The following is a 21,451-nucleotide window of genomic DNA, read 5'->3' on the forward strand; positions in this document are numbered from 1 at the left end:
TGCCACGGCCCGAATGAACCGGGCGGCAGAAATCCGCATAACAGGCGATAATCCCGGTCCTGACACCCACCACGACACCTGCCATGCTTGATCCAGCCCTGCTCCGCCACCAGCCCGCCGACCTCGCCGAACGCCTGCGCACCAGCCGCGGCTTCGAGCTCGACGTGTCTGCCCTGGAGTCCCTGGAGGCCGATCGCAAGCGCATCCAGGTGCGGACCCAGGAGCTGCAGAGCCTGCGCAACAGCCGCTCCAAGGCCATCGGCCAGGCCAAGGCCAAGGGCGAGGATGTCTCGGCCATCATGGCCGAGGTCGCCGCCTTCGCCGACGAACTGAAGGCCTCGGAAGTGGCGCTGGACGAGCTGCGCGAGAAGATCGAAGCAATCTCGCTGGGTATTCCGAACATTCCGGCCGACGACGTACCGGCCGGTGCCGACGAGAACGACAACGTGGAGCAGGCGCGCTGGGGTACCCCGCGCCAGTTCGATTTCAAGGTGCTGGACCACGTTGAACTGGGCGCCCGCAACGGCTGGCTGGATGGCGAAACCGCCGCCAAGCTGTCCGGTTCGCGCTTCACCGTGCTGCGCGGCCCGATCGCGCGCCTGCACCGTGCGCTGGCCCAGTTCATGGTCGATCTGCACACGGGCGAACACGGCTACGAGGAAACCAACGTACCGCTGCTGGTCAACGCCGAATCGCTGCGCGGCACCAGCCAGCTGCCGAAGTTCGAGGATGACCTGTTCAAGACGGCCGTCGGCGAGTCCACGCGCTACCTGATCCCCACCTCGGAAGTGCCGCTGACCAACATCGTGCGCGACGAGATCGTCGACGCCGAGCGCCTGCCGCTGCGCATGACCGCGCATTCGATGTGCTTCCGTGCCGAGGCGGGCAGCGGCGGCCGCGACGTGCGCGGCATGATCCGCCAGCATCAGTTCGAGAAGGTCGAGCTGGTCTCGATCTGCCAGCCGGAAGACAGCGAGGCCGAGCACCAGCGCATGACCCGCTGTGCGGAAGTCGTGCTGGAAAAGCTGGGCCTGCCGTACCGCAAGGTCCTGCTGTGCACCGGCGACATGGGCTTCTCGGCCATCAAGACCTACGACCTGGAAGTCTGGCTGCCCTCACAGGAGACCTACCGCGAGATCTCCTCGTGCTCGAACTGTGGTGACTTCCAGGCCCGCCGCATGCAGGCGCGCTGGCGCAACCCGGCCACCGGCAAGCCCGAGCTGGTGCACACCCTGAACGGCTCGGGCGTGGCGGTCGGCCGCGCGATGATCGCGGTGATGGAGAACTACCAGAACGCCGACGGCAGCATCACCGTGCCGGAAGCGCTGCGCCCGTACATGGGTGGGCTGGAAACCATCGCCTGACAACCGGCTCAGGTGGGTGCCATGCTTGCATGGCACCGAATCCACGCATGGCGTGGATCTGCAATGCGGCTACATCCACGCCCTGCGTGGATGAACCCCGCGATCACTCCACAACCCGCACCTTCTCCAACGGCACCCATCCCGCTTCGCCCGCCTCGGGCATGCACCACGCCCAACCATTCAGTGTGCGCAGCCCGCGCAGCCTCTGCCCCGGATTCACATCCAGCTCCCGCGCGCAGTAATCCGCGGTGGCAAACGCGTCACCCTGCGTATCGCGACCGATCACCGGTGCCGGCACGAATCCAGGCTGCTGCCCCTCGGCCTGGCACAGGAACCCGTCCTCTCAGCCCTCCGGGCCTTCATAGCGCTCGCCTACCACCAGCGCCTGGCCGCGGAGCAGGGTGATCGGGTGTGGGAATTCGCTGCGGTGCGTGGTCGTCACGATGTAGTTCATGGCCCACTGTACCGTCTCCGCCGGGCCACAAAAAAACGGCCCCGCATTGCGGGGCCGTCGGGGTGGGCCGGGAGGGGGGAGGGGAATCCCGGCCCGCGTTCAACGCCCAGACGAGGAGAGAGGGGCGCTGAACGCTGGAACGCGTCACGCCGCTGCCGCTTCCGCCGCCTCATGCGAGGGCAGTGCAGCCAGTGCACCGGCAATGGCGTCTTCGCGGTGCTGCGGCGAGTAGGCGATGCCCTCGGCACGCACGAACTCGACCTCATTGATGCCCATGAAGGCGAACACCTGGCGCAGGAACGGCTCCTGGAAGTCGGCCGGCGAATCGGTGTAGATGCCGCCACGGCTGCTGGCGATGATCACCCGCTTGCCACCGGCCAGACCCACCGGGCCATTCTCGGTGTACTTGAAGGTGCGGCCGGCCACGGCCACGCGGTCGATCCAGGCCTTCAGGGTGGAGGGGATGCTGAAGTTGTACATCGGCGCGCCGATCACCACCACGTCGGCATCGAGGAACTGCTGCATCACCTGTTCAGCGTCGGTCGCCTCGGCCGCATCGGTCTTGGCCAGCGAGCTGCTGCGCAGATGCGGTACCGGATTGGCGTCAAGATCGCGATAATCGACCTGCAGGCCGTCGATCTGGTCCTTGAACCGGGCCACCACCGCTGCCGACAGCTGGCGGGAGACGGAATTGTCGCCAAGCACGCTGGCGTCGAGATGCAGAAGCTTCATGGCAGTCACCTATGTTCTGGAAGGAAGGGCGGGTTTGCCGCCGACGGAGAGAACGATAGGTTGTTGCAAAGGCGGAATAAAGGTGGTTGAATGCCACGTATTGTTCTAGATATGGAACTCGGGTATGCATGACCTGAATGATCTGTACTACTTCGCGATGGTGGTCGACCACGGCGGGTTCGCCGCGGCCGAGCGCGCCCTGGGCATCCCCAAGTCACGCCTGAGCCGCCGCATCAGCCAGCTGGAGACCGACCTGGGCGTGCGCCTGCTGCAGCGCTCCACGCGCCGCTTCGCGGTCACCGATGTCGGCACCAGCGTGCACCGTCACGCCCAGACCATGCTGGCCGAAGCACAGGCCGCACGCGAAGTGGTGGACCGCCTCAGTGCGGAGCCGCGCGGCGTGGTCCGCGCCAGCGTGCCGGTGTCGTTGGCGCAGATGCAGCTGCCCAAGCTGCTGCCCAAGTTCCTCGAGCAGTACCCGAAGGTGCGGCTGCAGCTGAACATCAGCAACCGCCGCGTGGACATCATCAACGAAGGCTACGACGTGGCCCTGCGCGTGCGCTCGCGCCTGGACGACGATGGCAGCCTGGTGATGCGCAGCTTCGGCCAGGTGCAGGAACTGCTGGTGGCCAGCCCGAAGTACCTGGACCGCGCCGGCCGCCCGAAGGAGCCGGAAGAGCTGACCCAGCACGTCACCCTCAGCATCAGCGAGGACGAGGCGCGCCAGCGCTGGGAACTGCATGGCCCGGAAGGCGAAGTGCGCCGGGTGGACCTGCAGCCGCGCGTGGCCGGCTTCGACTTCCCGCTGCTGCAGAGCATGGTGAAGGACGGCTTCGGCATCACCATGCTGCCGGAAACCGTGTGCGCCGATGCTGTGCGCAATGGCGAACTGGAGGTGGTGTTGCCGGACTGGTCGCTGCCGCAGGGCGTGTGCCACGCCGTGTTTGCCTCGCGTCGGGGCCTGCTGCCGGCGGTGCGCGTGTTCATCGATTTCCTGGCCGAGCACCTGCCGCCGCAGCTGGAGGCCTCGCGCCTGCATTGCGATGGCGCCTGCGAGAAGGCCAAGGAGCGCATCAAGGCCAGCGCGCTGGGTGCGCTGGCGGTGGATGCGGGCTGAGCCTGGGGCGGTAACGCCGGGCCAGCCCCGACCGCGACGACGGTCTTGGGCAAATCGCCCGGCCGTGCGAGAATGCGTGCCCGGCCAGCAGTGCCGGGCCGATACGGAGAGATGGCCGAGCGGTTTAAGGCACCGGTCTTGAAAACCGGCGAAGGGTTAAACCTTCCGTGGGTTCGAATCCCACTCTCTCCGCCAATCGCTCAAAAAAGCCCCTGGAAACAGGGGCTTTTTTTTGCATCCAGCATGCGCGATTTTCTACGAACCCAGCATTGCACCTCGGACTGGATCCATAGAGCGCGGCGACCGATGCGGAAGCGACCGGCCTTGATCTCGCCATAGGTGAAGGTCGTGCTCATGCCGGTCATCTGGCGCACGAGATAGGCAAGCGCAGCTTTTCCCGTTTGCCATCGCGGTTGTGATTCGGCCATCACCGGGGGCGATCCTCTTGCGTCTCAAGATTTGGAGCCGCCGGCCGATAACGGCTCAACCCCGTCTAGAAATGGTGCCTCAGAATGAGGGAAAGCAGCGACGTACTCTGGGTGGCAGGTGCACTAGCTATCCCTTTGGCATTGTTCACCTGGTGGCTGTCGGTCAAGTCCGGTCTGAATTTCGAAGTGATCTTGACGGCGTTGGTGAGAGTGCTCGGAGTGCTGGTGCTCTATGGGTTGGCATCGTGGCTCGCCAGCTCATTGGGGTATAGCAATCCGTGGCAATTCCTTGTCCCGGGGCTGTGGTTTGCATCGTGGCCGGCGTTGATTGCCAAAGGCACCAGCGCTCCGGAATTCTTCGTACTGCGAGGCGCAGACCCTGCGTTGGACTGGTGGGCGACGCCCGCATTCTTGTGGGGGATGCTGGCGGCCCTGGTAGTCGGAGCGAGTTGGCTCTACATCAAGGCCAACCGCTACCGGTAGACCTCCACATGATCACGCGTTGCGGAATCTGGGCGTGATTGAATTGCACCATGTGCCATTCCGCCCAGATCACCGCCGCGTATCCGAGGCTGGACCCGGTGACCGGCGCCACGTCGTCATTGCAGGCGTTTGCCGCGCTCTAACCACTCCGCCGTACCAGCATACGCTGGCGGCGCAGACGCAGTTAAATTATCAGTGGGCAAAATGGACTCGCCTTGTCCGTAGGAGCCTCGCTAATCTTCGCGGACCGTTGGCGGTCCCGCCGAGACCACGGTCGCGCAGTCCGACATGACGGGTTTCACGCCTTTGCCGGCCACGTCCACCATATGAAAGCAGGCACTGAACACACGCGCTTGTGCTTCACCCTTCCTGCCCGGCTTGCCGGGTGTGCGCCCCCATATTTCCACGTGGTAGCGCTTGCCCGGCCGCAGCGCGGGAGCGGACGCCGCGCCCTTGCCGTAGGTAAGGCACTGGCTGGGGGGCAGCGCGGGTTCGGTTGTCCCTTCGCGCAGAAAATCGTGTTCCCACAGCGGGATGCCACCGGTGCCCACTTCCATCACTGACACGCCGGTGACAAGGGGAGCATTGGCGCGCGTTTCATGGGTATCGGGCACGCCGAAGCAGGGCACGCCATCACGGTCCTGTATCGTCGCCTGCTGGTACCGGCCGGCTGGCGATGAACCGATGGCCATCATGGGCAGCAGCAGGCCCAGCAAGGTCAGCGGCAGTCTCGTCATGGCGTCGTCCTCAAAGAGGCATCCGCTACTTGCCGGCTGGCTGCGCAGATCGTAATGCGGAAGAGGACGCCGTTGCGCAGTCCGAAACGACAGGCTTCACCGCGCCTTTGCCGGCGACGTCCTCAACATGGAAGCAGGCGTTGAAGACGCGCTTCTGCGCCTCGCCCTCCCTGCCTGGTGCGCCGGGTGTGTAACCCGAGAGAACCACCTGGTAATACTTGCCCACCCCCAGTGCCGGGGCGGCTGTCTTGCCTGCGCCATACGTCAAGCACTGGTCTGGAGGCATCGCAGGTTCGGGAGCCCCTTCGCGCAGGAAAATGCGCTGCCATACAGGCTGATTTCCTTTACCCACTTCCGTTACTGTCACGCCGGCGATGAGCGGCGGGGCGTCACGCGTTTCACGCGTGTCGGGCACACCAAAACAGAGTGTGCCTTCTCTCTCCTGGATCGTTGCGCGCTGATAGGTTCCTCGCGGCTGCGAGCAACTGGCCATCATCGGCAGCAGCAGACCCAGCAGACCAAACAGGGCTACTGGCAATCGCACGCGCATCATCGGGTCGTCCTCGGCAGGTTGTCCTTGCTGCTGCGGTCGGCAAGGAACTGGGAGAGGGCGCGTTCCAGCTGCGCGCCGATATCAGCTGTCGCGCGATAACGGACATTGTTCATGCGCCACTGGGAGTCACGGAAGGTGACCAGGAAGTAATCTGCCAGCATATTGCCCTGTGCCTCCATGTTGTACTCATGGAACAGGCGCGTTTCGTCGAGCAGATAGTCGTAGCTCATGTTCGGCCGGGGCGCCCGTACCAGTTTGACGTTGTAGCCGAGCTGATACTGCCAGACGTGGGTCATCTCGTGGATGAAGAACTGCTGGAAATCGATGTCGTCGGCGGAGTAATCCTCCCGATAGATACCCTTCGGGAAATACATCTGCCCGTTGGGCGTCACGGCAGTGTCCTTGTCCTGGAAGCCGAAGAACATCCAGTAGCCGTGGTTATGGACTTTCACGGTGCTGTAGTCGACTGCATCGCCGAACACCAGGCGTGCCATTTCGATCTCGCCGGCGGTCATGGCGCGTTCGTGGCCAGGCGCGCTTACCGGTACCACGGAGGTGCCCATGCCCTCGGCGGTGGTCACCACACCGTCCACATCGAACACTTCCGCTTCGTCGGTGCTGGCCGGTGCCGTGCGCGCACAGCAGCCGGTCGGCTGTGTCGGCGGGCGCAGTTCGGCACGCACGATGGCCTGGCTCTGCGCGGTCGATACCCGCGCCGTCTCGCCCTGCGCATTGGTGGTGCCGGAAAGGGTCTGCCCATCGGCCAGATGCAGCGTGTACGGCACCTCGGCCAACGGTGCGCCTTGCAGGCCGAGAAAACGGATGGCCTGATCGAACGCGGTGGGCAGTGCGCGCGCCAGCTGTGCGGCCGTGCTGGCGACCGCGGCCGCCTTGCCGGCACCGCCTGCGGCCCCGCCGCCGCCACCACCCCCTCCGCCCCCCGTGACATGCACCACGGCCTGCTGGCTGGACAACACCCGGCAGCCGCAGGCCAGCGCGCTGCCGTGCAACGCCACCGGCTGGCCGTCCACCATCAAGGTGGCATCGCCTTCAACAATTGGAAAGACGCCTTTATGCAGGGTAGGGCAGGTCGCCTTGTCGCTGACCCGCGCGACGCCGATGCCGTCGATGTCGGTTTCACTTGAGGCCGTGATGACCCGTCCGCCGCTGGAGGTCGGGTCCCCCATCACAATCCAGTTCCGTCCCATGGTTCGCTTCCATTGCAGACCAGGGCTCCATGATGCGCCGGTTCAGGTCGGGTTGGCTGAATAGGCGGCGAGGCGGATGGCAGGCCGCACTGTGTCGCGACCCGCCGTGGTGCTGCGGGTTCTGGATCAACGCAGGCGTGCCTCGGTCAGCGGCGTCGAGTGAAGGCGGTCACAAGTTGATGTTTCACTCGCGGCGCTCTGTCGCGTGCTGCGCCAAATGCCGCATCTGCCTCTTTTCCAGAGGCCGCGCAGGGCAAACGATGGCCGCGCCAAGGCACCCGCCCTGGCCGGGATTGGCGTCCCGAACATACGTTGTCCGTCGAGTCGCGGTTGCACCTCCCATTGCAATCACGACAATGCACCGTCTGCCAGTTCATGGCGGACGGTGTGTGGGGATCTTTTGATCCGCCGGCATTGGACAATGTATCCGGCACGCCAACCCGCACCGTCCGCCACCTTGCCTCCGCGGGTGGCCCACCTGTGAGGTTGCCGCCATGCCTGATCTGCGCCCCGACTATCCCCGCCTGCACGCCCTGCTCGGCGATGCGCTGCGTGATCTTCCCAACACCCTTGCTGAAAAGATGGAAGACGCCCTCAGCGATGCCGCCGCGTCCTCGCCACCGTCCGCGTTCTTCACCCATCTGCTGGGCCATGGCAGGAACCTGCGCGCGGATGGCCAGCCCTGGACCGAAACCCGCCTCAGCCCGGGGCGTGCGTTCGATCTGGCCCTGGCGACCCGATGCGCATCCGGTATCACCGCGCTGACGGCAGTGCTGCAGGCATCCCACGTGGCCCGAGAAAACGACGATCCGGACGGTTATCCCTCGGCGGCGCTGGTCCATGGCATGTTCGACGCCTGCCATGCGCTGTCGATGCAGATCGAGCGCTGCCTCGTTCCCTGAGCCGCCTGTTGTCCCTCACGCCTCGTTTGCATTTCCGCCGTCCGCCATTGCTAAGGTCGCTGCGCACCCCGAACAGGAACCTGCAATGACCCGGATGTCCTCGCTCACGCTGCTCGCACTCTGCCTCGCCCCCACGCTGGCCTTCGCCCAGTCCGATCGCGAGGTGGCCGAACACATGGTCACCCGCGCCGCCAATGTCTGCCCCGGCCACAGCGCCGAGCGCACCACGCCCACGGTGAAGAAGGTCCCGGTCGGCGCGCTGCGGGTGATGCTGGATCGTGGCCTGGTGATGTGCCCGGACCGGCGCCTGGACGCCAGCGCGCCGGCCGTGTTCTACGGCCGGGTAGGTGTGTTCGGCTGGAACCCGGACGTTCCAGCGGCAGCGACCGTGGTCATCGGCCAGATCGACGCGATGACGCGCAAGGACGAGTACCCGGTGGAAACCCTGGTGTGGGATGCCCAGGGCGGGGCGCTGAGCCAGCAGACCGTGCCGGCCTTCGAGCCGCGCCCTGGCGCCGCGGTGCTGTACAAGGTCCGCTAGGGCGCCATCGGAGGCGCGGTGTCCGGCACCAGCGTGAACCGGTAGCGGTTCTCGTAAAGCTTCACTTCCAGCTGTGTCCGGCCGCGCCGTTCGAGGGTGTACAGCTTGCCGGCCCAGGGGCTGCCCAGGGCCGTGATCGGATTGATGTTGCCCAGCCGGCTGGCGTCCAGATGCACCACGACGCGGTCGTCCAGGTACGCCACCTTCACCGTGCTGAAGAACGTGGCGTACTGGCCGCTGGTCATCGCGGCATAGCCGGACAGCTCCGGGTGCGCCACCAGGAAGGCGAACTGCGTGCTGAAGTCGATACCGGAAAGATCCGGCGCGCGGTACTGCGATTGCCGGGCCCACGCAGCGTCGGTGCTGTCCAGCGCATCGGCGGAGGTGATGGGGAAGAACTGGAGATCCATGTAACCGGGGCCGTTGCCATCGACGCGGGCCTGCCCGCCTTCCACCGAAGCCGACGAGACCAGGTTCGGGTAGGCCAGCGCCGGCAGCCCGCTGACACGGAACTCGCTGTGCGCCTGCACCTCCTGCGGTGGGTTGAAGAACTCGCCGACCTTCTCGCTCTGGCAGGCCGAGAGCAGGGCCAGCAGGGCCAGCGGCAACGCGCGTCCGAGCGCGGAACGGGGGTGGATCATGCGATGTGCCTCATCCTTGGGGGACGACAGTAGACCACGCTCTGCGGCAGCGGTACTGGTCCGACGCATTGCGCTGCCTGTTCAGGCATGTATTTGCGGGGCTGCGTGCACAAGCCCGACGCGTGGATATGCTAGCGTTGAGACGTTCCACCGTTGGCCTGGATGCCTGATGAACTACGCTGAATGGATTCGCGAACAGCACGCGCGCAGTGTGGCGGCCGAGCAGATCGCCGAGGCCGCGCTGGATGGGCCGGCACTGTGTGCCGGCGACACCGAAAGCCTTGCGCCGCTGCTGCGGGGAGTGAGCCAGCTGCTGGCGGTGCCGGTGGCCGATGTGCAGATTGTCGGCTCGGCCCGCTTCGGCTTTTCGCTGCGCGATGGCGCGGCTTTCGATCCCGCGTTTTCCGATCTGGATCTGGCCATCGTCAACGCCGGGTTGTATCAGCGGTGCTCGGCGCCGACGGCGGCGTCGGCCGATGCTGCCCGCTTCCCGGAGCGTGATTTCCCCGCCGACGAGCGCATCGCAGTGCGCAAGGCATTCGATGCGCTTTCACTTTCAGTGGCCGACCGCTTCGCCTACGTCTCGGTCGCGGTGTTCCCGGACCAGGCCGCGCTCGTGCGCGCACAGGCAGGGCGCATCCGTACCTATCTGGGCGTTGCGGGCCCGGCGCCCGCTGCCCGGCCGGCCGGTGCCGCGCCCGCCGGCGCCGTGGAAACCCCCTTCCAGCACATCGTGGATGCGGGCCTGCCGCAGTACCTGCTGCCCATCGCTGCCAGTACACCGGGCAATGCCTCCCCCTGGCTGGCCGACCGTGCGGCCTTCGAGCGCGCGTTCGGCGGCAGCAGCCTGCGTCGGGTGCGGCTGGCGGCGCTGGGGCGCGCACTCGCCGACCTGGCGCAGGTGGTGCAGGTGCACTGCTGTCTGGTGGGCGGCAGCTTCGTGGACGTCTCCAATGCCGTGCCGAACGATCTGGACATCGTGGTGTTCTACAGTGCGCGGGCAGACGTCCGCTTCGAGCCGGGGCGTGCGCTGCAGCGGCTGACCCGCAAGTTCCTGCTTGAACACATCGACATGCGTTTCGTGCCGTGCGACGCCGAGCCGTGGCTGATGGTCAAGCTGACCTCGTACTTCACCCAGTTGTATCAATCGCGCCGGCCGGGCACCGAAGCGCGCGAACATGGCCTGGTGCTGTTGCTGCCGGGTACCGGGACGGGGCAGTGATGACCGCACGCCTGGCCACCGCGCCCACGGATATCCCCGTCGCCACCGAACGGGCGCTGATGCCGCTGCCGCCGCCGCAGCCGTCCCCGGCGCTGGCAGAGCGGCTGCAGGCGTGCAACCTCAGGCTGCCCGCACTGCTGCCCTGTGCGCAGCCCTGCGAAACGCTGTGGTCCCATCGCGGGCATCCGCGGCTGCGGGCGGCGGTGCAGCAGCTGCGCCATCCGCTGTCGGCGCACATGCAGATGCCGGCGTTCGATCTGGCCGCGCTGGCTGCGGCGGAGGCTGCCGAGGCCGACGTCTATCGGCAGTGGCACCGCACCGTGCAGGGGCCGCTGTCGATGGCCGATGTACAGCGCTTCGTCTCGCTCAGCACCGGCGGTGACGGCGCGCTGCGCAGCGGGCCGGTATGGATCCGCGCCCATGATGGGCGCGCGCAGCTGCCGATGGTGCCGGCCCTGCAGGGGGCCGCGCGTTGGGACGAGCTGCTGCGGCAACGGGCCGCGCCCGATCCGGCTGAGGGCCTGCGGTCTGCGGTGCAGCTGCTGGCGCTGGCCAACAATGCGCATGCCTTTGCCGACGGCAATGGCCGGCTGGGGCGCGCGCTGTTCAATTTCTGCCTGCACCGCGCCGGGCTTCCGCAGGCCTGCTTCATCCCGCTGAAGGTGCTGACGGTGCTGTCCCGTGGCGGCTACGAAGTGCGCCTGCGCGAGGCGGAACTGTACGGTCGCTGGGAAGGGCTGTACGCCTGGCACTGCACGGCAATCGAGTTGTATGCATGGCTGGGACAGCAGCCGGCCATGCCCGACCGGAACGAGGATGTCTGATGTTCAACAAGCGCTATTGGCGGGTGCAGTCTGAAGTGAGCGAATGCGGGCTGGCATGCCTGGCGATCTGCTCGTCCATGCTGGGCGCGGATCTGGAAATGAGCGAGCTGCGGCGCAAGTACCACAACTCCCAGCGCGGTGTGGACCTGAACCAGCTGATCGCGCTGGCCAGCGCGCTGGACATGCAGTGCCGGCCGGTGCGCTGCGAGCCCAGCGATCTGCAGCATCTGGGCACGCCGGCCATCCTGCACTGGAAGCTCAATCATTTCGTGGTGCTGGAGAAGGTCTCACGCGGCCGCTACCACATCATCGACCCGGCCCATGGATCGCTGTCCTTCAGCGAAGCGGAGCTGTCCCAGGCCTTCACCGGCATCGCGGTGGAGGTCAGTTCCTCGCCCAGCTTCCGGCCGCGCAAGCAGCGTTCGCCGCTCAACATCTGGTCGATGATCCGCTTCAAGGGCGGCGTCGGCACCGCGCTGTTCCATACGCTGGTCTATACGCTGCTGCTGCAGGGCTTCGTGCTGTTGTCACCGTTCTTCATGCAGCTGGCGGTGGACGAGGGTGTGCTGCGCGGCGACCGCGGCTTCCTGATGGCGCTCGCGCTGGGGTTCGGTGCGGTGGCCGTGTTCAACAGCCTGGCCGAGGCGCTGCGCGGGGTCACGCTGCAGCGGGCGTCGGCGTTGATGGGCTGGGACATGAGCCGGCGCCTGTTCCATCATCTGGTCAGCCTGCCGCTGACCTGGTTCCATCGACGCCGTCTGGCCGATGCGCTGTCGCGGATGGAGTCGATCGACCCGATCCGCCAGCTGATCGCCAACGGGCTCATCGGCGCACTGCTGGACGGTGTGCTGGCGCTGGGCATCATCGTGCTGATGTTCGTCTACTCGCCGCTGATGAGTCTGGTCGCACTGACTGCGCTGGGGCTGTACGTACTGATGCGGGTGGCCGCCATCCCGATGTCGATGAAGATGGGCATGGCCAGTCTGCAGGCGAACATCGCCGAGCGCGGGACGCGCATCGAAACGCTGCGCGCGATGCAGTCGATCAAGACCATGGGCGGCGAGTTCTCGCGCGAATCGATCTGGGCCAACAAGTACGCCGATCTGGTGCGTGCTTCGTTGAACAGCGCCAACCTGCAGATTGGCATCGGCGCGGGGCGCACCCTGCTTGATGGCCTCAGCCTGGTGGCCATCGTCTACATCGGCGCCCAGGCGGTACTGGCCAACACGCTGACAGTAGGCGCGCTGTATGCCTTTGTGGCCTACCGGCAGCAGCTGAGCAACCGGCTGACCACGCTGGTGGACCAGTGCATCGCCTGGCGCCTGACCGAGCTGCATTCGGACCGCATTGCCGATATTGCCCTCAGTCCCAGCGAAGAGGGCTTCAGCAAGGATCCTTCGGCGTCGGACAGCATGGAAGGACACATCCAGCTGCGTTCGGTGTACTTCCAGTACTCGGCACAGGAAGCGCCGGCGCTGAAGGACATCAACCTGGCCATTGCGCCGGGCGAGTTCGTGGCCATCACCGGCCCGTCCGGCTGTGGCAAGAGCACGCTGGTGAAAGTGCTGACCGGGCTGTACCCGCCCAGCGCCGGCGAGCTGCTCTATGACGGGCTGAACATCGCCAGCTGGGGGCCGCGCGTGGTCCGTCAGCGGATGGGCGTGGTGATGCAGGATGATGAGCTGCTGACCGGTTCGATCGTGGAGAACGTGACCTTCTTCGCCGAGCGCCCGGACATCGCGCTGGTCTGGCAGTGCCTGGAGATGGCGGCAGTGAAGGAGGATGTGCAGCGCATGCCGATGCAGCTGGAAACGCTGGTGGGCGACATGGGCTCGACCCTCTCCGGCGGCCAGAAGCAGCGCCTGCTGCTGGCCCGCGCGCTGTACCGCAAGCCCAGCATCCTGGTGCTGGATGAGGCCACCGCGAACCTGGACGTGGCGCGCGAGAGCCGCATCTACCAGGCGCTGGCGCAGTTGGATATCACCCGCATCCTGATCACCCACCGCCCCGACACCATGCGCCTGGCCGACCGTCTGGTGCGCATCGATCAGGGCAGGGTGGTGGGCGATACCCGCAAGCCCACCGCAGCGGCGCCCACAGCAGCGCCGACCGTCAACCTCATTCCTGCCGTCGTTTCGCCGCCAGCAGCGGTTCCAGCAGCCAGTCCAGCAGCGAACGCTTCTCCAGAACCAGACAGGCTTTGAGGCGTGCTACAGCCAGGAATGAAACCACGCCGATGCGGGCATCCAACCAGAATTACCGGGCGCTCAGCGCCCGACAATCGCCATCCTTCACTGCACGGTGGGGCGCATATCCTAGCGTGCGGCGCGATAGAAGCTGAGCAGGCACTCGTCGCGGGATCCATCGGTAGTGAAGTGCAGGACAGTCCCATTGGAACGAAGCTCGTAAGCAGATTCCCTGCTCACTCGTTCAGCGGCTGCATTGTGCGGGCTCGGCGGATACATGAACTGCTCAAGCGCGTATTTTTCCTTCAAGGACGCAGCGGGATAGCAATGACCCTGTTCCAGCTTGGCATAGAAGAAACTGATTCCCTGCACCAGGCGCGGATGGATCCTGAATTCGGTATAGGCGATCCGGTAACCATCGCGGGTCTCGATCGGGCTTGACCTGAAAACGACGGGGTCGGTATTGCTGTTGCCCTGCTGCATGAATTCACGTGCGCCCATGCTTCGGAAGAAATCGAAGCCCAGCGGCCAAGGGGCATCGGCAAGCTTCTGAATCACGTCTTCAAGTGAATTCTCGTTGCTGTCCTTTCCTCGGGCGCCGTCTTCAGCAGATGCCTGGAATGCGAGTGACAGGGTCAAAGACAACAGAGGCAGCAGGAGATGCTTCCGGGAGAGATTGAGGTTCATCGTTCCTGTTCCTGGAGATGGCCGCCAAGTCGCCACATGGAAGCCACCTCATCGCCAGCTCTGCGCGGAGCGTGGGCATTGCGGTTCCGCGACGGCGCCGACCGTCAACCTCATTCCTGCCGTCGTTTCGCCGCCAGCAGCGGTTCCAGCAGCCAGTCCAGCAGCGAACGTTTCTCCAGAACCAGATCGGCTTTGAGGCGCATGCCCGGGGTCAGTGCCAGCGCCTTGCCATAGGCCTGCATCTGCTGGTCGTCCAGCGCGGCCAGCAGGCGGTACTGGCTTTCCACGGCCTGCAGGTCGGCGGGCAGTTCCTCTGGTGATGTCGGTGAGCGCGCGATCTTGACGATCCGGGCGCGGCCGACGCCGAACTTCTGGTAGGGGAAGGCGTCGTACATCAGCCGCACGTCGGTGCCGACATTGACGAAGGCGATGGCCGAGGAGGGCACCCACAGCTCGGCGAACAGCTGCGAGCCTTCCGGCATCATCACCCCGAGCGTGCGCCCGGCGGTGACCGTGGCGCCCGGCTTGGCCTGCAGCCAGGTGACCTGCCCGGCGGACTGCGCCACCAGATTGAACTGCGTGCCCAGCTTGTAGTTGATCGCCTTCTCGCGTGCGCCCAGCAGTTCGGACAGCGCGGTGGCGCGGTTGGCGTCACGCTCGGCCTTGAGGCGGCCCAGCTCGTGCCGCATCTGCTCGTGCTCCTGTTCCAGCTGGGCAATGCGCGTCTGCACTTCGGCCACCGATTGGCGCACGTTCAGTACCCGCACCTCCGCGTCGCGGTACTGCAGTTCGGATACCAGCTTGTCCGCGCGCAGGCGGCCCAGGTCGTGCACGGTCTTCTCGGCGATGGCCTGCTGTTGCTGGTACAGCGTGACGTTGTCACGCAGTACCGAAAGCTGGCGGGTGGTGCCCAGCATGCGCTCGCGGATGCCGGCCTCCTGGCTTTCCAGGGATGCTTCGGTGGCGCGTTCGCGATCGACCGACGCCTGGGTGAGGCGCTCGGCCATGCCGGACAGGGTGGCACCGGTGCTTTCGCCGGTGTCGATCACCGAATCCACCGAGACGCTGACGATGGGGTCGCCCTGGCGGACCTTCGCGCCTTCCTCCACATGCACGTTGCTGACGATGCCCGAGCGCTGGCTGATGATCGGCAACAAGCCGCGCGAGGGGACCAGCGCACCGGATACGGTTTCCTTGCGCGGGAACGAGGTGGTCACCAGGAACAGTACCGCCAGGCCCAGCAGCGCAACCACGAAGCCGGTGGCCAGCCACATGCCGACACCCGGTGCCTGCACCGGTGAGCCGAAGCGCTGCGTGGCGGCCTCGATCGCTTCGTTGCGGAACAGCGGAATCACATCCGCCGTCTCATCCTTTCTGGCTGGTTCCATGTGGCCTGCGGTGCCGCGTCGTTGCGGAGAGTGGGATGGGTAGGGACATCATCGCGCGGTTCGGGGCGCAAGGCAGCCACGGCCACCGGCCACGTCCACGTAGTAGTCGTAATCGTCGCGCAGGCCGAAGCCCACCCGCCAGGAGATCGGGAACACGTTGGCGGGCTGGTCGGAGACCTGGGTCTGCAGGGTGACCGTGCGGCCATTGAACGTGACCGGGGCGGTGGCCTCGGCGTAGCGGACCGGTTGCAGGCCGTGCATTGTCCAGCGGCGTCGCTGCACCAGGCTGGCCTGTGGGTAGGTGGACAGGTCCACGCCGGAGGCTTCCAGTGCGACATCGGTGCCGGTGTCGAGCAGGACGAGCTCGTCGCGCTTGCCGATGCGCATCGGCAGGCGCAGCGAGTACTGGCCGCCCCACAGTGCAGAGGTGGTTGCCAGGGATTGCCGGCAGGTATCGGCCGGCAGTGTCTTCAGCAGCTCCAGCTCGGTGGGCCGCAGCACCAGCGGACCCAGCCGGTACAGCAGGTCCAGGCCGATGATGTTGAACTCGATCTGGTCGGTGACCGTGAAGGCGACGTTGCTGAAGTGCAGATCGCCCAGCTGCACATCGACCGGAGCGGCCAGGCCGATCGCCACGGTCTGCCCGGGCCGCGAATTGTCGGTGGCGAAGCCGTCGGTCACCGCCAGGCCCATCGCCTGTGCGGCCTTGCGGCTGATATGCGAACGGGTGGCGCCGGTGTCGATGATGAAATCGGAGTCGATGTCGCGCTGCTTTCCATCCTGGCCGCCCCGGATCTTGCCGCGGATGACAGGAACACCGGCCTTGGCCGACAGCGGCAGGCGGGTTCCGGCAGGCGGCGGTGCGGCCAGCGTGGCCGATCGCGGCCATTGGCTGAAGGACTCGAACGCGGGGGCGGTGATGCCGCTTACTTCCTCGCCTGCACGCAGCGACGGCGCGACATGCTGTTGATAGAGCGCGCGGACCTTCTGCATGTCGGCGGCCCAGCCGGCGATGTCGCCTTCCAGCAGACGGTTGCCGGCACGCAGGCTCCGGCACAGGTACATGACCCCCTGGCTCTTTTCGGCCACCACGGCAGCGTCGGCGATACAGGTGTCGGCCCAGCGATTGGACTGGGCGATTTCGCCACGCGTGCGGTGGTAGCCGGCACGTGCGGCCAGCCGTGCCGTGGTATTGGATTTGCCGATCCGCTCCAGGGCCGCGCTGTTGCCCTGCATCACCGCTACGGTGATGCCATGGCTGTCTTCAGCGACCACATCGCGGGCCCCGGCGGGGGCGGCCACGCCCAGTGCGATCACTGCGGACATCAGGAATTTCATTGCCTCAGCTCCTCTGTGACACGTATCGGCCGCCCGGTCTCCCGGGCGGCCGATGTTCCGGTGCAGCGTCAGAACCCGCTGATGACCAGGTTGAACTGGCCGGTGAACGAGTTGGTGTTCGGATCGAACGTCAGGCCGATGTTGAACGACACACCGTTACCGAAGTCCTGGTTGAAGCTGGCGTTGTAGTTGCTCACATTGAAGTGATCGGTGGTCAGGCCCAGGGTGTAGGTCTGGCCTGCATACTGGAAGCTGCCGTTACCGGCCAGGCCCCAGTTGCCATTGGTCAGATTCAGGTTCTCGGTCAGATTGAAGGTCAGGTTGTAGTCCTGCAAGACCCATGTCTGGGTCGCGCTGGCTACACCGTTGCCATCAATGCTGGCGTTGGAACTGAAGGTGGTCTCGCCACCGCCGTCCCCACCACCACCGCCGCCGCCGCCACCACCGCCACCGCCGCCATCGCCCGGATCCCACGGATCGGTCCAGTCCGGCGGATCCGGGTTGGGACCCCAGTCGTCCGGCGGGGTCACATCGACCGGCGGCAGATCGGTGGTGTCCACCTGTGCGCCACCGGAGACCAGTGCACGTTCTTCGGGGGAGAGATCACGAATTCCACTTGCAGACATCTCACAACTCCTTGTTTGTCCGATGCTGAGTACGGATGCGTCGTTGCCGCCTTCATGCGGCGCTCCGACATTTATCACACGAAGTGGACAGTGCTCTGTCAGAAAAATCTGATTCGGACAGAAGGGTGATAAACGACAAAAATGAACGCGCCCTGCGCTTGCTTTCGTTCAGCGGCCGCTTGCTGCGACACGCTAGCCCCCACCGCAGGCACTGAGGCAGCGGTCGCGTATTTCCCCGCACTTGATGTCCGGAAGGCGATTCCGGCAGAAATCCACGCTCGCCTGGCATGATCGACGAAGATCCCTGTCCTGGATTTCTTCGCAGTTGCCACCCCATTGGGATGCCGAGCCCAGGCAGCCGCTATTGCTTCCGGCGGAATGACAGCTGGCATAGTGGTCCCGACACTGGTCCATGCATTGGCGTGCAGCCGTGGTTTCACGAGCCCCCTGCGCCAGATAGGCGTCGCCATGGCTGCTGCAGGATGCCATCGCAACGACAGCCACGAATACGAGTAGTTTGCTCTGCACTGCAGCAGACCCCTTCAATTGATCGTATCAGGCTCTTCATCATCAGCCGGCTGATTCCATTCTGGCCTGAGTGGCTGTGCTGATGCGGAGATTCAAACAGGATGCGATATCAGTGTGCCGACTGGGTAGCCCCCAAAGACATCAGGCAGGCCTTGTTTGTGATGAAATCCAGATAGATGGAGACCTTGCGCAGGCTGCCGCCGCCCAGCACATAGCGCGTCTTGCTTGGATGGTTTCCAGTGGATGTGCTCATCTGCAATTCTGCAGAGCCGTCCAAGGTCTGCACAACGGCTTCGCGCGCGACCGATGCTCTTCGCTGCTGTCCTTGTACGCCTTGAACAACACTGTGTTGAACTGAACCTGGTGGCAGAGCCACACCGATTGGCAGGGCTTCCATCAACTCGCCACTGTTACCAGTATCCAGCATTGCTTCCTGGCGCTTGCCGTCAACAGTAATGAACAACCTTGGGACGGTCTGCGTACCGCTCAGGTCTGCCGCCGAGAACATCGGGGCGTCGCAGGCCGGAGCGGCAGATCCCTCCGCGAGCACCTGCAGGCCATCCTTGCCGATCAGGACTCGGCCGAGACGAGATAGAACATCGAGGCCAAGAAGGTTCGCAGGAATGCGTTCGCTGACGGATACCAATGGCTGCGAGATGATCAACGGACCAAACTGGAGGGTCTGTGGCTGGGCGATCCTGCTGCGCTGTTGTGAGTCGCCCAGCACGCCGGACAGCGTGAATCCCTCCATGAGCGGGGGCGCAGTTATCGCCGCGGGATGCACTATGGTCAGTGCCGAGCCTGTGTCGACCAAGACCTCAAGAGTCTTTCCGTCAATCTGCAGTTGCGCCATGTTGGGATAAGCGACACGGCCGCCGTCGTGATCCTGGCTGGACGCTACCGTAACCGTTCCTGTGTGCAGGGCGATACGTCCTTGGCCAGATGAATCGACTTTGGGAGCGGGCCGACCGGCCATCGCGGCGTAGTCTGGAATGCGGGTGAATACATCGACATTTCCCAATGTTTTGCCCCGCTTCTCCGCAGCGGCCCGAACGCGCTCCCGCGCCTGCATCGACAGGCGTGCCCATGCAGGCAGGTCACCCGCTACCACCTCGACGCCAGCTCGCAGTGCTCCGCAGACAGTCAGCCCGGCCAGATGCGTAGTCTGCTGCGCCATCTGGATACATTCATCTGACGCTTCGCGGGCTCCAGGAACGTCCAGCAGAACGCGGCGTTCGGCGGCCCTGGCCATCTTCTTTACGACGGTATTGGTTGCATTGACCTGCAGCTGCCGTAGTGCAGCGACATCACCTTGAGCCAGCGCTTGGCTGACCGGCGTGGGGTCGTTGAATATCTGCGTGACGCGGGTTGTCTCAGCGGCACCAGCACAGGATGAAACGAGCAGCAATGCAAGTAAAAGGGGACGCATGGGACTCCAGATGGATGCCGCGTCCGCGGACGCGGCATCCCAAGAGGGATCAAGGACTCTTGTTGTAGAGGAACTGGGCTTCGCCCTTTATGTCGTTGTCCGCTGAGTTGTAGATCAGGTTGATCTGAAAGCCGAAGCCGGCGCCGATATCCCAGTAGTAACCACCATTGACGGTGGAGGTCCAGGAACCTTCGTTCAGCTGCCACTTGAGAAGACTGCCATCGTTGCCGACGAAATCCAATGTGCCCTTGCCGTCCTTGAAGGTGCCGTCGGTGTTGAACTTCAGCTCGGTGCTGACCGTCCACTGGCCGAATTCATTGGGAATCGGGTAGGTCAACACCGCTTTGTTGAAGCCCGGCTCGCCATTCTCGCCCGGCGTGTAGGTCAGCTTGCTTTCAAAAGGCTTGACATCGATGAAGGTGAAGTCCGGCTGTCCGTCACCGTCACCACCGCCGTCGCCACCACCACCACCACCGCCGCCACCGCCGCCACCGCCATCGCCCGGATCCCACGGATCAGGCCAGTCCGGCGGATCCGGGTTGGGACCCCAGTCGTCCGGTGGGGTCACATCGACCGGCGGCAGATCGGTGGTGTCCACCTGCGCGCCACCGGAGACCAGTGCGCGTTCTTCGGGGGAGAGATCACGAACTCCACTTGCAGACATCTCACAACTCCTTGTTTGTCCGATGCAGATTACGGATGCGTCGTTGCCGCCTTCATGCGGCCCTCGGACATTTATCACACGAAGTGGACAGTGCTCTGTCAGAAAAATCTGATTCGGACGGAAGGGTGATAGACGATAAAAATGAACGCGCATCGCACTTGCGCAACGACGATTCTTCATCTTGACGTAATGCGAATGTGCTATTTGACCTTCACGCAGTTGCTGCGCTAAACACCACACCTCACGCTCGAAGCAAGGAGTTGCACGCATGCAGGAAAATGGAATTCGCGAGCTGTCGCTGGAAGAGCTCGCACTGGTCTCTGGCGGTGCGCAGATCGACACCACCGATCTGCCGCCGGTGGATGCGTTGCCGCCGGATGACGGCGGCTGGCCGGATATCGATCCGCCAGACTGGACCGATCCGTGGGACCCGGGCGATGGCGGTGGTGGCGGCGGTGGCGGTGGCGAAGCGCCGCCGAGCGCGTATGAGCAGGTCGATGGACAGGCTGACACCATCGCGCGTGAGGTGGAGGCACTGATCAAGGCCGATCCGGGTTATCAGAGCCAGGAGCTGGGCACGGTGATCTACCGCGACGCAGTGACCGGTGAAATCAAGACCAGCCCACTGGCGCGCGGTGATGCCAGCAATCCCGGGGCCATCAGCTATCCGCTGCTGGAGTGGGGCATCTCGCCGGGCCAGGTGGTGGGCATCATCCATTCCCATCCGGCCGGGGTCTTCCCGTCGGAGACGCATGAGGTCAACAAGTACCCGTCCGACAACCGCACCGTTGGCGGCGTGGCCTACGAAGGCGGAGACTGGGGCGTGGCCGATCTGCTGCGCGACAACGGCATGAATGCCGAAGAGTTCCGCTACTACATCATCGGGCCCGATGGTGTGACCCGTGAGTATGATTTCAACGACCGCGATGCGGAAACACTGGGTACGACGCTATGAAGATAGAGGCCGCATGGGCGGTGGCCGTTCTGGCCGTGGGCACAGCAGCCTGTGCGCCGGTGGCGCGTGCCGATTCGCCAGGGCTGGCGGTGCTGCGCAGCGAAGATGGGGTGCCTGCCAACCGCTACACCTCGCAGCACCAGATGAGTTGTGGCAGCCGCGTGTTCGAGCTCGTGGTGGAATCACCGGGTCCGGTCAGGTTGACTGGCCTGAAGGTGGATGGCGTCGCGGTTCCTGCCGCGCAGCTGCAGGCCATCAATGCACAGGTACCGGAGCGCTCCTGGTTCCAGGGCATCGCCTCGTCCTGCACGTCGGCCCGCCAGTCGCTGACCCTTCAGCTGTCATCGCCGCAGGGGGCGGTGACCATCCCGCTTTCGTTCAAGGATGGCGTGCTGGTGCCGGCGGCACCCGCCCGGTAACGCAGGTGCTGCAGGCTGCCGGCCC

Annotated in this window: 22 protein-coding genes, 1 tRNA gene and 1 pseudogene; 11 read left to right on the plus strand and 13 right to left on the minus strand. The window is 65.0% G+C overall.

Annotated elements, in window-relative coordinates; translation table 11 throughout:
- Positions 1–83 precede the first annotated feature (83 nt).
- Entirely contained in the window at positions 84–1,364 is a 1,281-nt protein-coding gene (gene serS / locus AC06FB_RS12425; RefSeq protein ID WP_111186122.1) for a serine--tRNA ligase, read from the plus strand.
- A gap of 103 nt (positions 1,365–1,467) precedes the next feature.
- Here the strand turns inward: serS and AC06FB_RS12430 are convergent.
- Together AC06FB_RS12430 and AC06FB_RS12435 are read right to left on the minus strand one after the other, a co-directional pair.
- Positions 1,468–1,818, minus strand: a pseudogene (locus AC06FB_RS12430) (SH3 domain-containing protein).
- Between the two features lie 144 nt (positions 1,819–1,962).
- Positions 1,963–2,550 (minus strand): FMN-dependent NADH-azoreductase, encoded by a 588-nt coding sequence (locus AC06FB_RS12435; RefSeq protein WP_074899233.1) that lies wholly within the window; start codon positions 2,548–2,550, stop codon positions 1,963–1,965.
- A gap of 124 nt (positions 2,551–2,674) precedes the next feature.
- On the opposite strand from AC06FB_RS12435, the gene AC06FB_RS12440 reads away from it, so the two are divergent.
- Together AC06FB_RS12440 and AC06FB_RS12445 are read left to right on the plus strand one after the other, a co-directional pair.
- On the plus strand, positions 2,675–3,667 hold the full coding sequence (locus tag AC06FB_RS12440) for a LysR family transcriptional regulator (RefSeq protein WP_053520355.1): 993 nt from the start codon (positions 2,675–2,677) through the stop codon (positions 3,665–3,667).
- 105 nt (positions 3,668–3,772) lie between these two features.
- Positions 3,773–3,862, plus strand: a tRNA-Ser gene (locus AC06FB_RS12445).
- Between the two features lie 5 nt (positions 3,863–3,867).
- Here AC06FB_RS12445 and AC06FB_RS12450 read toward each other — a convergent pair.
- Positions 3,868–4,095: a hypothetical protein gene (locus AC06FB_RS12450; protein WP_081284464.1), complete on the minus strand. Its 228-nt coding sequence runs from the start codon at positions 4,093–4,095 to the stop codon at positions 3,868–3,870.
- A gap of 84 nt (positions 4,096–4,179) precedes the next feature.
- On the opposite strand from AC06FB_RS12450, the gene AC06FB_RS12455 reads away from it, so the two are divergent.
- Positions 4,180–4,578, plus strand: coding sequence for a hypothetical protein (locus AC06FB_RS12455; protein ID WP_065183054.1), 399 nt, complete (start codon positions 4,180–4,182; stop codon positions 4,576–4,578).
- Between the two features lie 233 nt (positions 4,579–4,811).
- On the opposite strand, the gene AC06FB_RS12460 is transcribed toward AC06FB_RS12455, so the two are convergent.
- Genes AC06FB_RS12460 through AC06FB_RS12470 form a run of 3 tightly spaced genes read right to left on the minus strand, consistent with a single transcriptional unit; the run spans position 4,812 to position 7,055 of the window.
- Entirely contained in the window at positions 4,812–5,315 is a 504-nt protein-coding gene (locus AC06FB_RS12460; protein WP_461288418.1) for a hypothetical protein, read from the minus strand.
- Positions 5,316–5,340: 25 nt separating this feature from the next.
- Positions 5,341–5,868 (minus strand): hypothetical protein, encoded by a 528-nt coding sequence (locus tag AC06FB_RS12465; protein ID WP_128989615.1) that lies wholly within the window; start codon positions 5,866–5,868, stop codon positions 5,341–5,343.
- A complete protein-coding gene (locus AC06FB_RS12470; RefSeq protein ID WP_322523150.1) occupies positions 5,865–7,055 on the minus strand; it encodes a PAAR domain-containing protein in 1,191 nt (396 codons plus the stop codon). The genes AC06FB_RS12465 and AC06FB_RS12470 overlap by 4 nt, the downstream gene beginning before the upstream one ends.
- Before the next feature lie 515 nt (positions 7,056–7,570).
- Here AC06FB_RS12470 and AC06FB_RS12475 point away from each other — a divergent pair.
- Entirely contained in the window at positions 7,571–7,978 is a 408-nt protein-coding gene (locus AC06FB_RS12475) for a hypothetical protein (RefSeq protein WP_322523151.1), read from the plus strand.
- Positions 7,979–8,087: 109 nt separating this feature from the next.
- A complete protein-coding gene (locus tag AC06FB_RS12480) occupies positions 8,088–8,519 on the plus strand; it encodes a hypothetical protein (RefSeq protein ID WP_322523201.1) in 432 nt (143 codons plus the stop codon).
- Here the strand turns inward: AC06FB_RS12480 and AC06FB_RS12485 are convergent.
- On the minus strand, positions 8,516–9,160 hold the full coding sequence (locus tag AC06FB_RS12485; RefSeq protein ID WP_065183049.1) for a hypothetical protein: 645 nt from the start codon (positions 9,158–9,160) through the stop codon (positions 8,516–8,518). The two genes, AC06FB_RS12480 and AC06FB_RS12485, sit on opposite strands and share 4 nt — an antisense overlap.
- Before the next feature lie 169 nt (positions 9,161–9,329).
- On the opposite strand from AC06FB_RS12485, the gene AC06FB_RS12490 reads away from it, so the two are divergent.
- The 3 genes from AC06FB_RS12490 to AC06FB_RS12500 are packed head-to-tail and all read left to right on the plus strand — an operon-like array spanning position 9,330 to position 13,410.
- A complete protein-coding gene (locus AC06FB_RS12490) occupies positions 9,330–10,382 on the plus strand; it encodes a DUF6932 family protein (RefSeq protein WP_322523152.1) in 1,053 nt (350 codons plus the stop codon).
- Complete coding sequence (locus AC06FB_RS12495) at positions 10,382–11,206, plus strand: Fic family protein (protein ID WP_164153095.1); 825 nt, start codon at positions 10,382–10,384, stop codon at positions 11,204–11,206. The genes AC06FB_RS12490 and AC06FB_RS12495 overlap by 1 nt, the downstream gene beginning before the upstream one ends.
- Positions 11,206–13,410 (plus strand): peptidase domain-containing ABC transporter, encoded by a 2,205-nt coding sequence (locus tag AC06FB_RS12500; RefSeq protein WP_164184964.1) that lies wholly within the window; start codon positions 11,206–11,208, stop codon positions 13,408–13,410. The genes AC06FB_RS12495 and AC06FB_RS12500 overlap by 1 nt, the downstream gene beginning before the upstream one ends.
- Before the next feature lie 111 nt (positions 13,411–13,521).
- Here the strand turns inward: AC06FB_RS12500 and AC06FB_RS12505 are convergent, their stop codons facing one another.
- The 6 genes from AC06FB_RS12505 to AC06FB_RS12530 all read right to left on the minus strand — a co-directional run bounded on the left by AC06FB_RS12505 (position 13,522) and on the right by AC06FB_RS12530 (position 20,052).
- The gene (locus AC06FB_RS12505; protein ID WP_111187022.1) at positions 13,522–14,079 is read right to left on the minus strand and encodes a hypothetical protein; all 558 of its coding nucleotides are present in this window, start codon (positions 14,077–14,079) and stop codon (positions 13,522–13,524) included.
- 110 nt (positions 14,080–14,189) lie between these two features.
- Positions 14,190–15,467: an HlyD family secretion protein gene (locus AC06FB_RS12510; RefSeq protein WP_080375280.1), complete on the minus strand. Its 1,278-nt coding sequence runs from the start codon at positions 15,465–15,467 to the stop codon at positions 14,190–14,192.
- A 48-nt stretch (positions 15,468–15,515) separates the two neighbouring features.
- The gene (locus AC06FB_RS12515) at positions 15,516–16,805 is read right to left on the minus strand and encodes a retropepsin-like aspartic protease (RefSeq protein WP_346480592.1); all 1,290 of its coding nucleotides are present in this window, start codon (positions 16,803–16,805) and stop codon (positions 15,516–15,518) included.
- 68 nt (positions 16,806–16,873) lie between these two features.
- Positions 16,874–17,431 (minus strand): hypothetical protein, encoded by a 558-nt coding sequence (locus tag AC06FB_RS12520; RefSeq protein WP_197601014.1) that lies wholly within the window; start codon positions 17,429–17,431, stop codon positions 16,874–16,876.
- A 637-nt stretch (positions 17,432–18,068) separates the two neighbouring features.
- The gene (locus AC06FB_RS12525; RefSeq protein WP_262218788.1) at positions 18,069–19,388 is read right to left on the minus strand and encodes a retropepsin-like aspartic protease; all 1,320 of its coding nucleotides are present in this window, start codon (positions 19,386–19,388) and stop codon (positions 18,069–18,071) included.
- Between the two features lie 49 nt (positions 19,389–19,437).
- The gene (locus tag AC06FB_RS12530) at positions 19,438–20,052 is read right to left on the minus strand and encodes a hypothetical protein (RefSeq protein WP_197601012.1); all 615 of its coding nucleotides are present in this window, start codon (positions 20,050–20,052) and stop codon (positions 19,438–19,440) included.
- Between the two features lie 268 nt (positions 20,053–20,320).
- Between AC06FB_RS12530 and AC06FB_RS12535 the strand changes: the two genes are divergently transcribed.
- A complete protein-coding gene (locus AC06FB_RS12535) occupies positions 20,321–21,007 on the plus strand; it encodes a hypothetical protein (RefSeq protein ID WP_478053749.1) in 687 nt (228 codons plus the stop codon).
- A complete protein-coding gene (locus AC06FB_RS12540; RefSeq protein ID WP_180877047.1) occupies positions 21,004–21,426 on the plus strand; it encodes a hypothetical protein in 423 nt (140 codons plus the stop codon). The genes AC06FB_RS12535 and AC06FB_RS12540 overlap by 4 nt, the downstream gene beginning before the upstream one ends.
- Positions 21,427–21,451: the final 25 nt, after the last annotated feature.

This window comes from Stenotrophomonas sp. Steno-C15 (assembly GCF_056393265.1).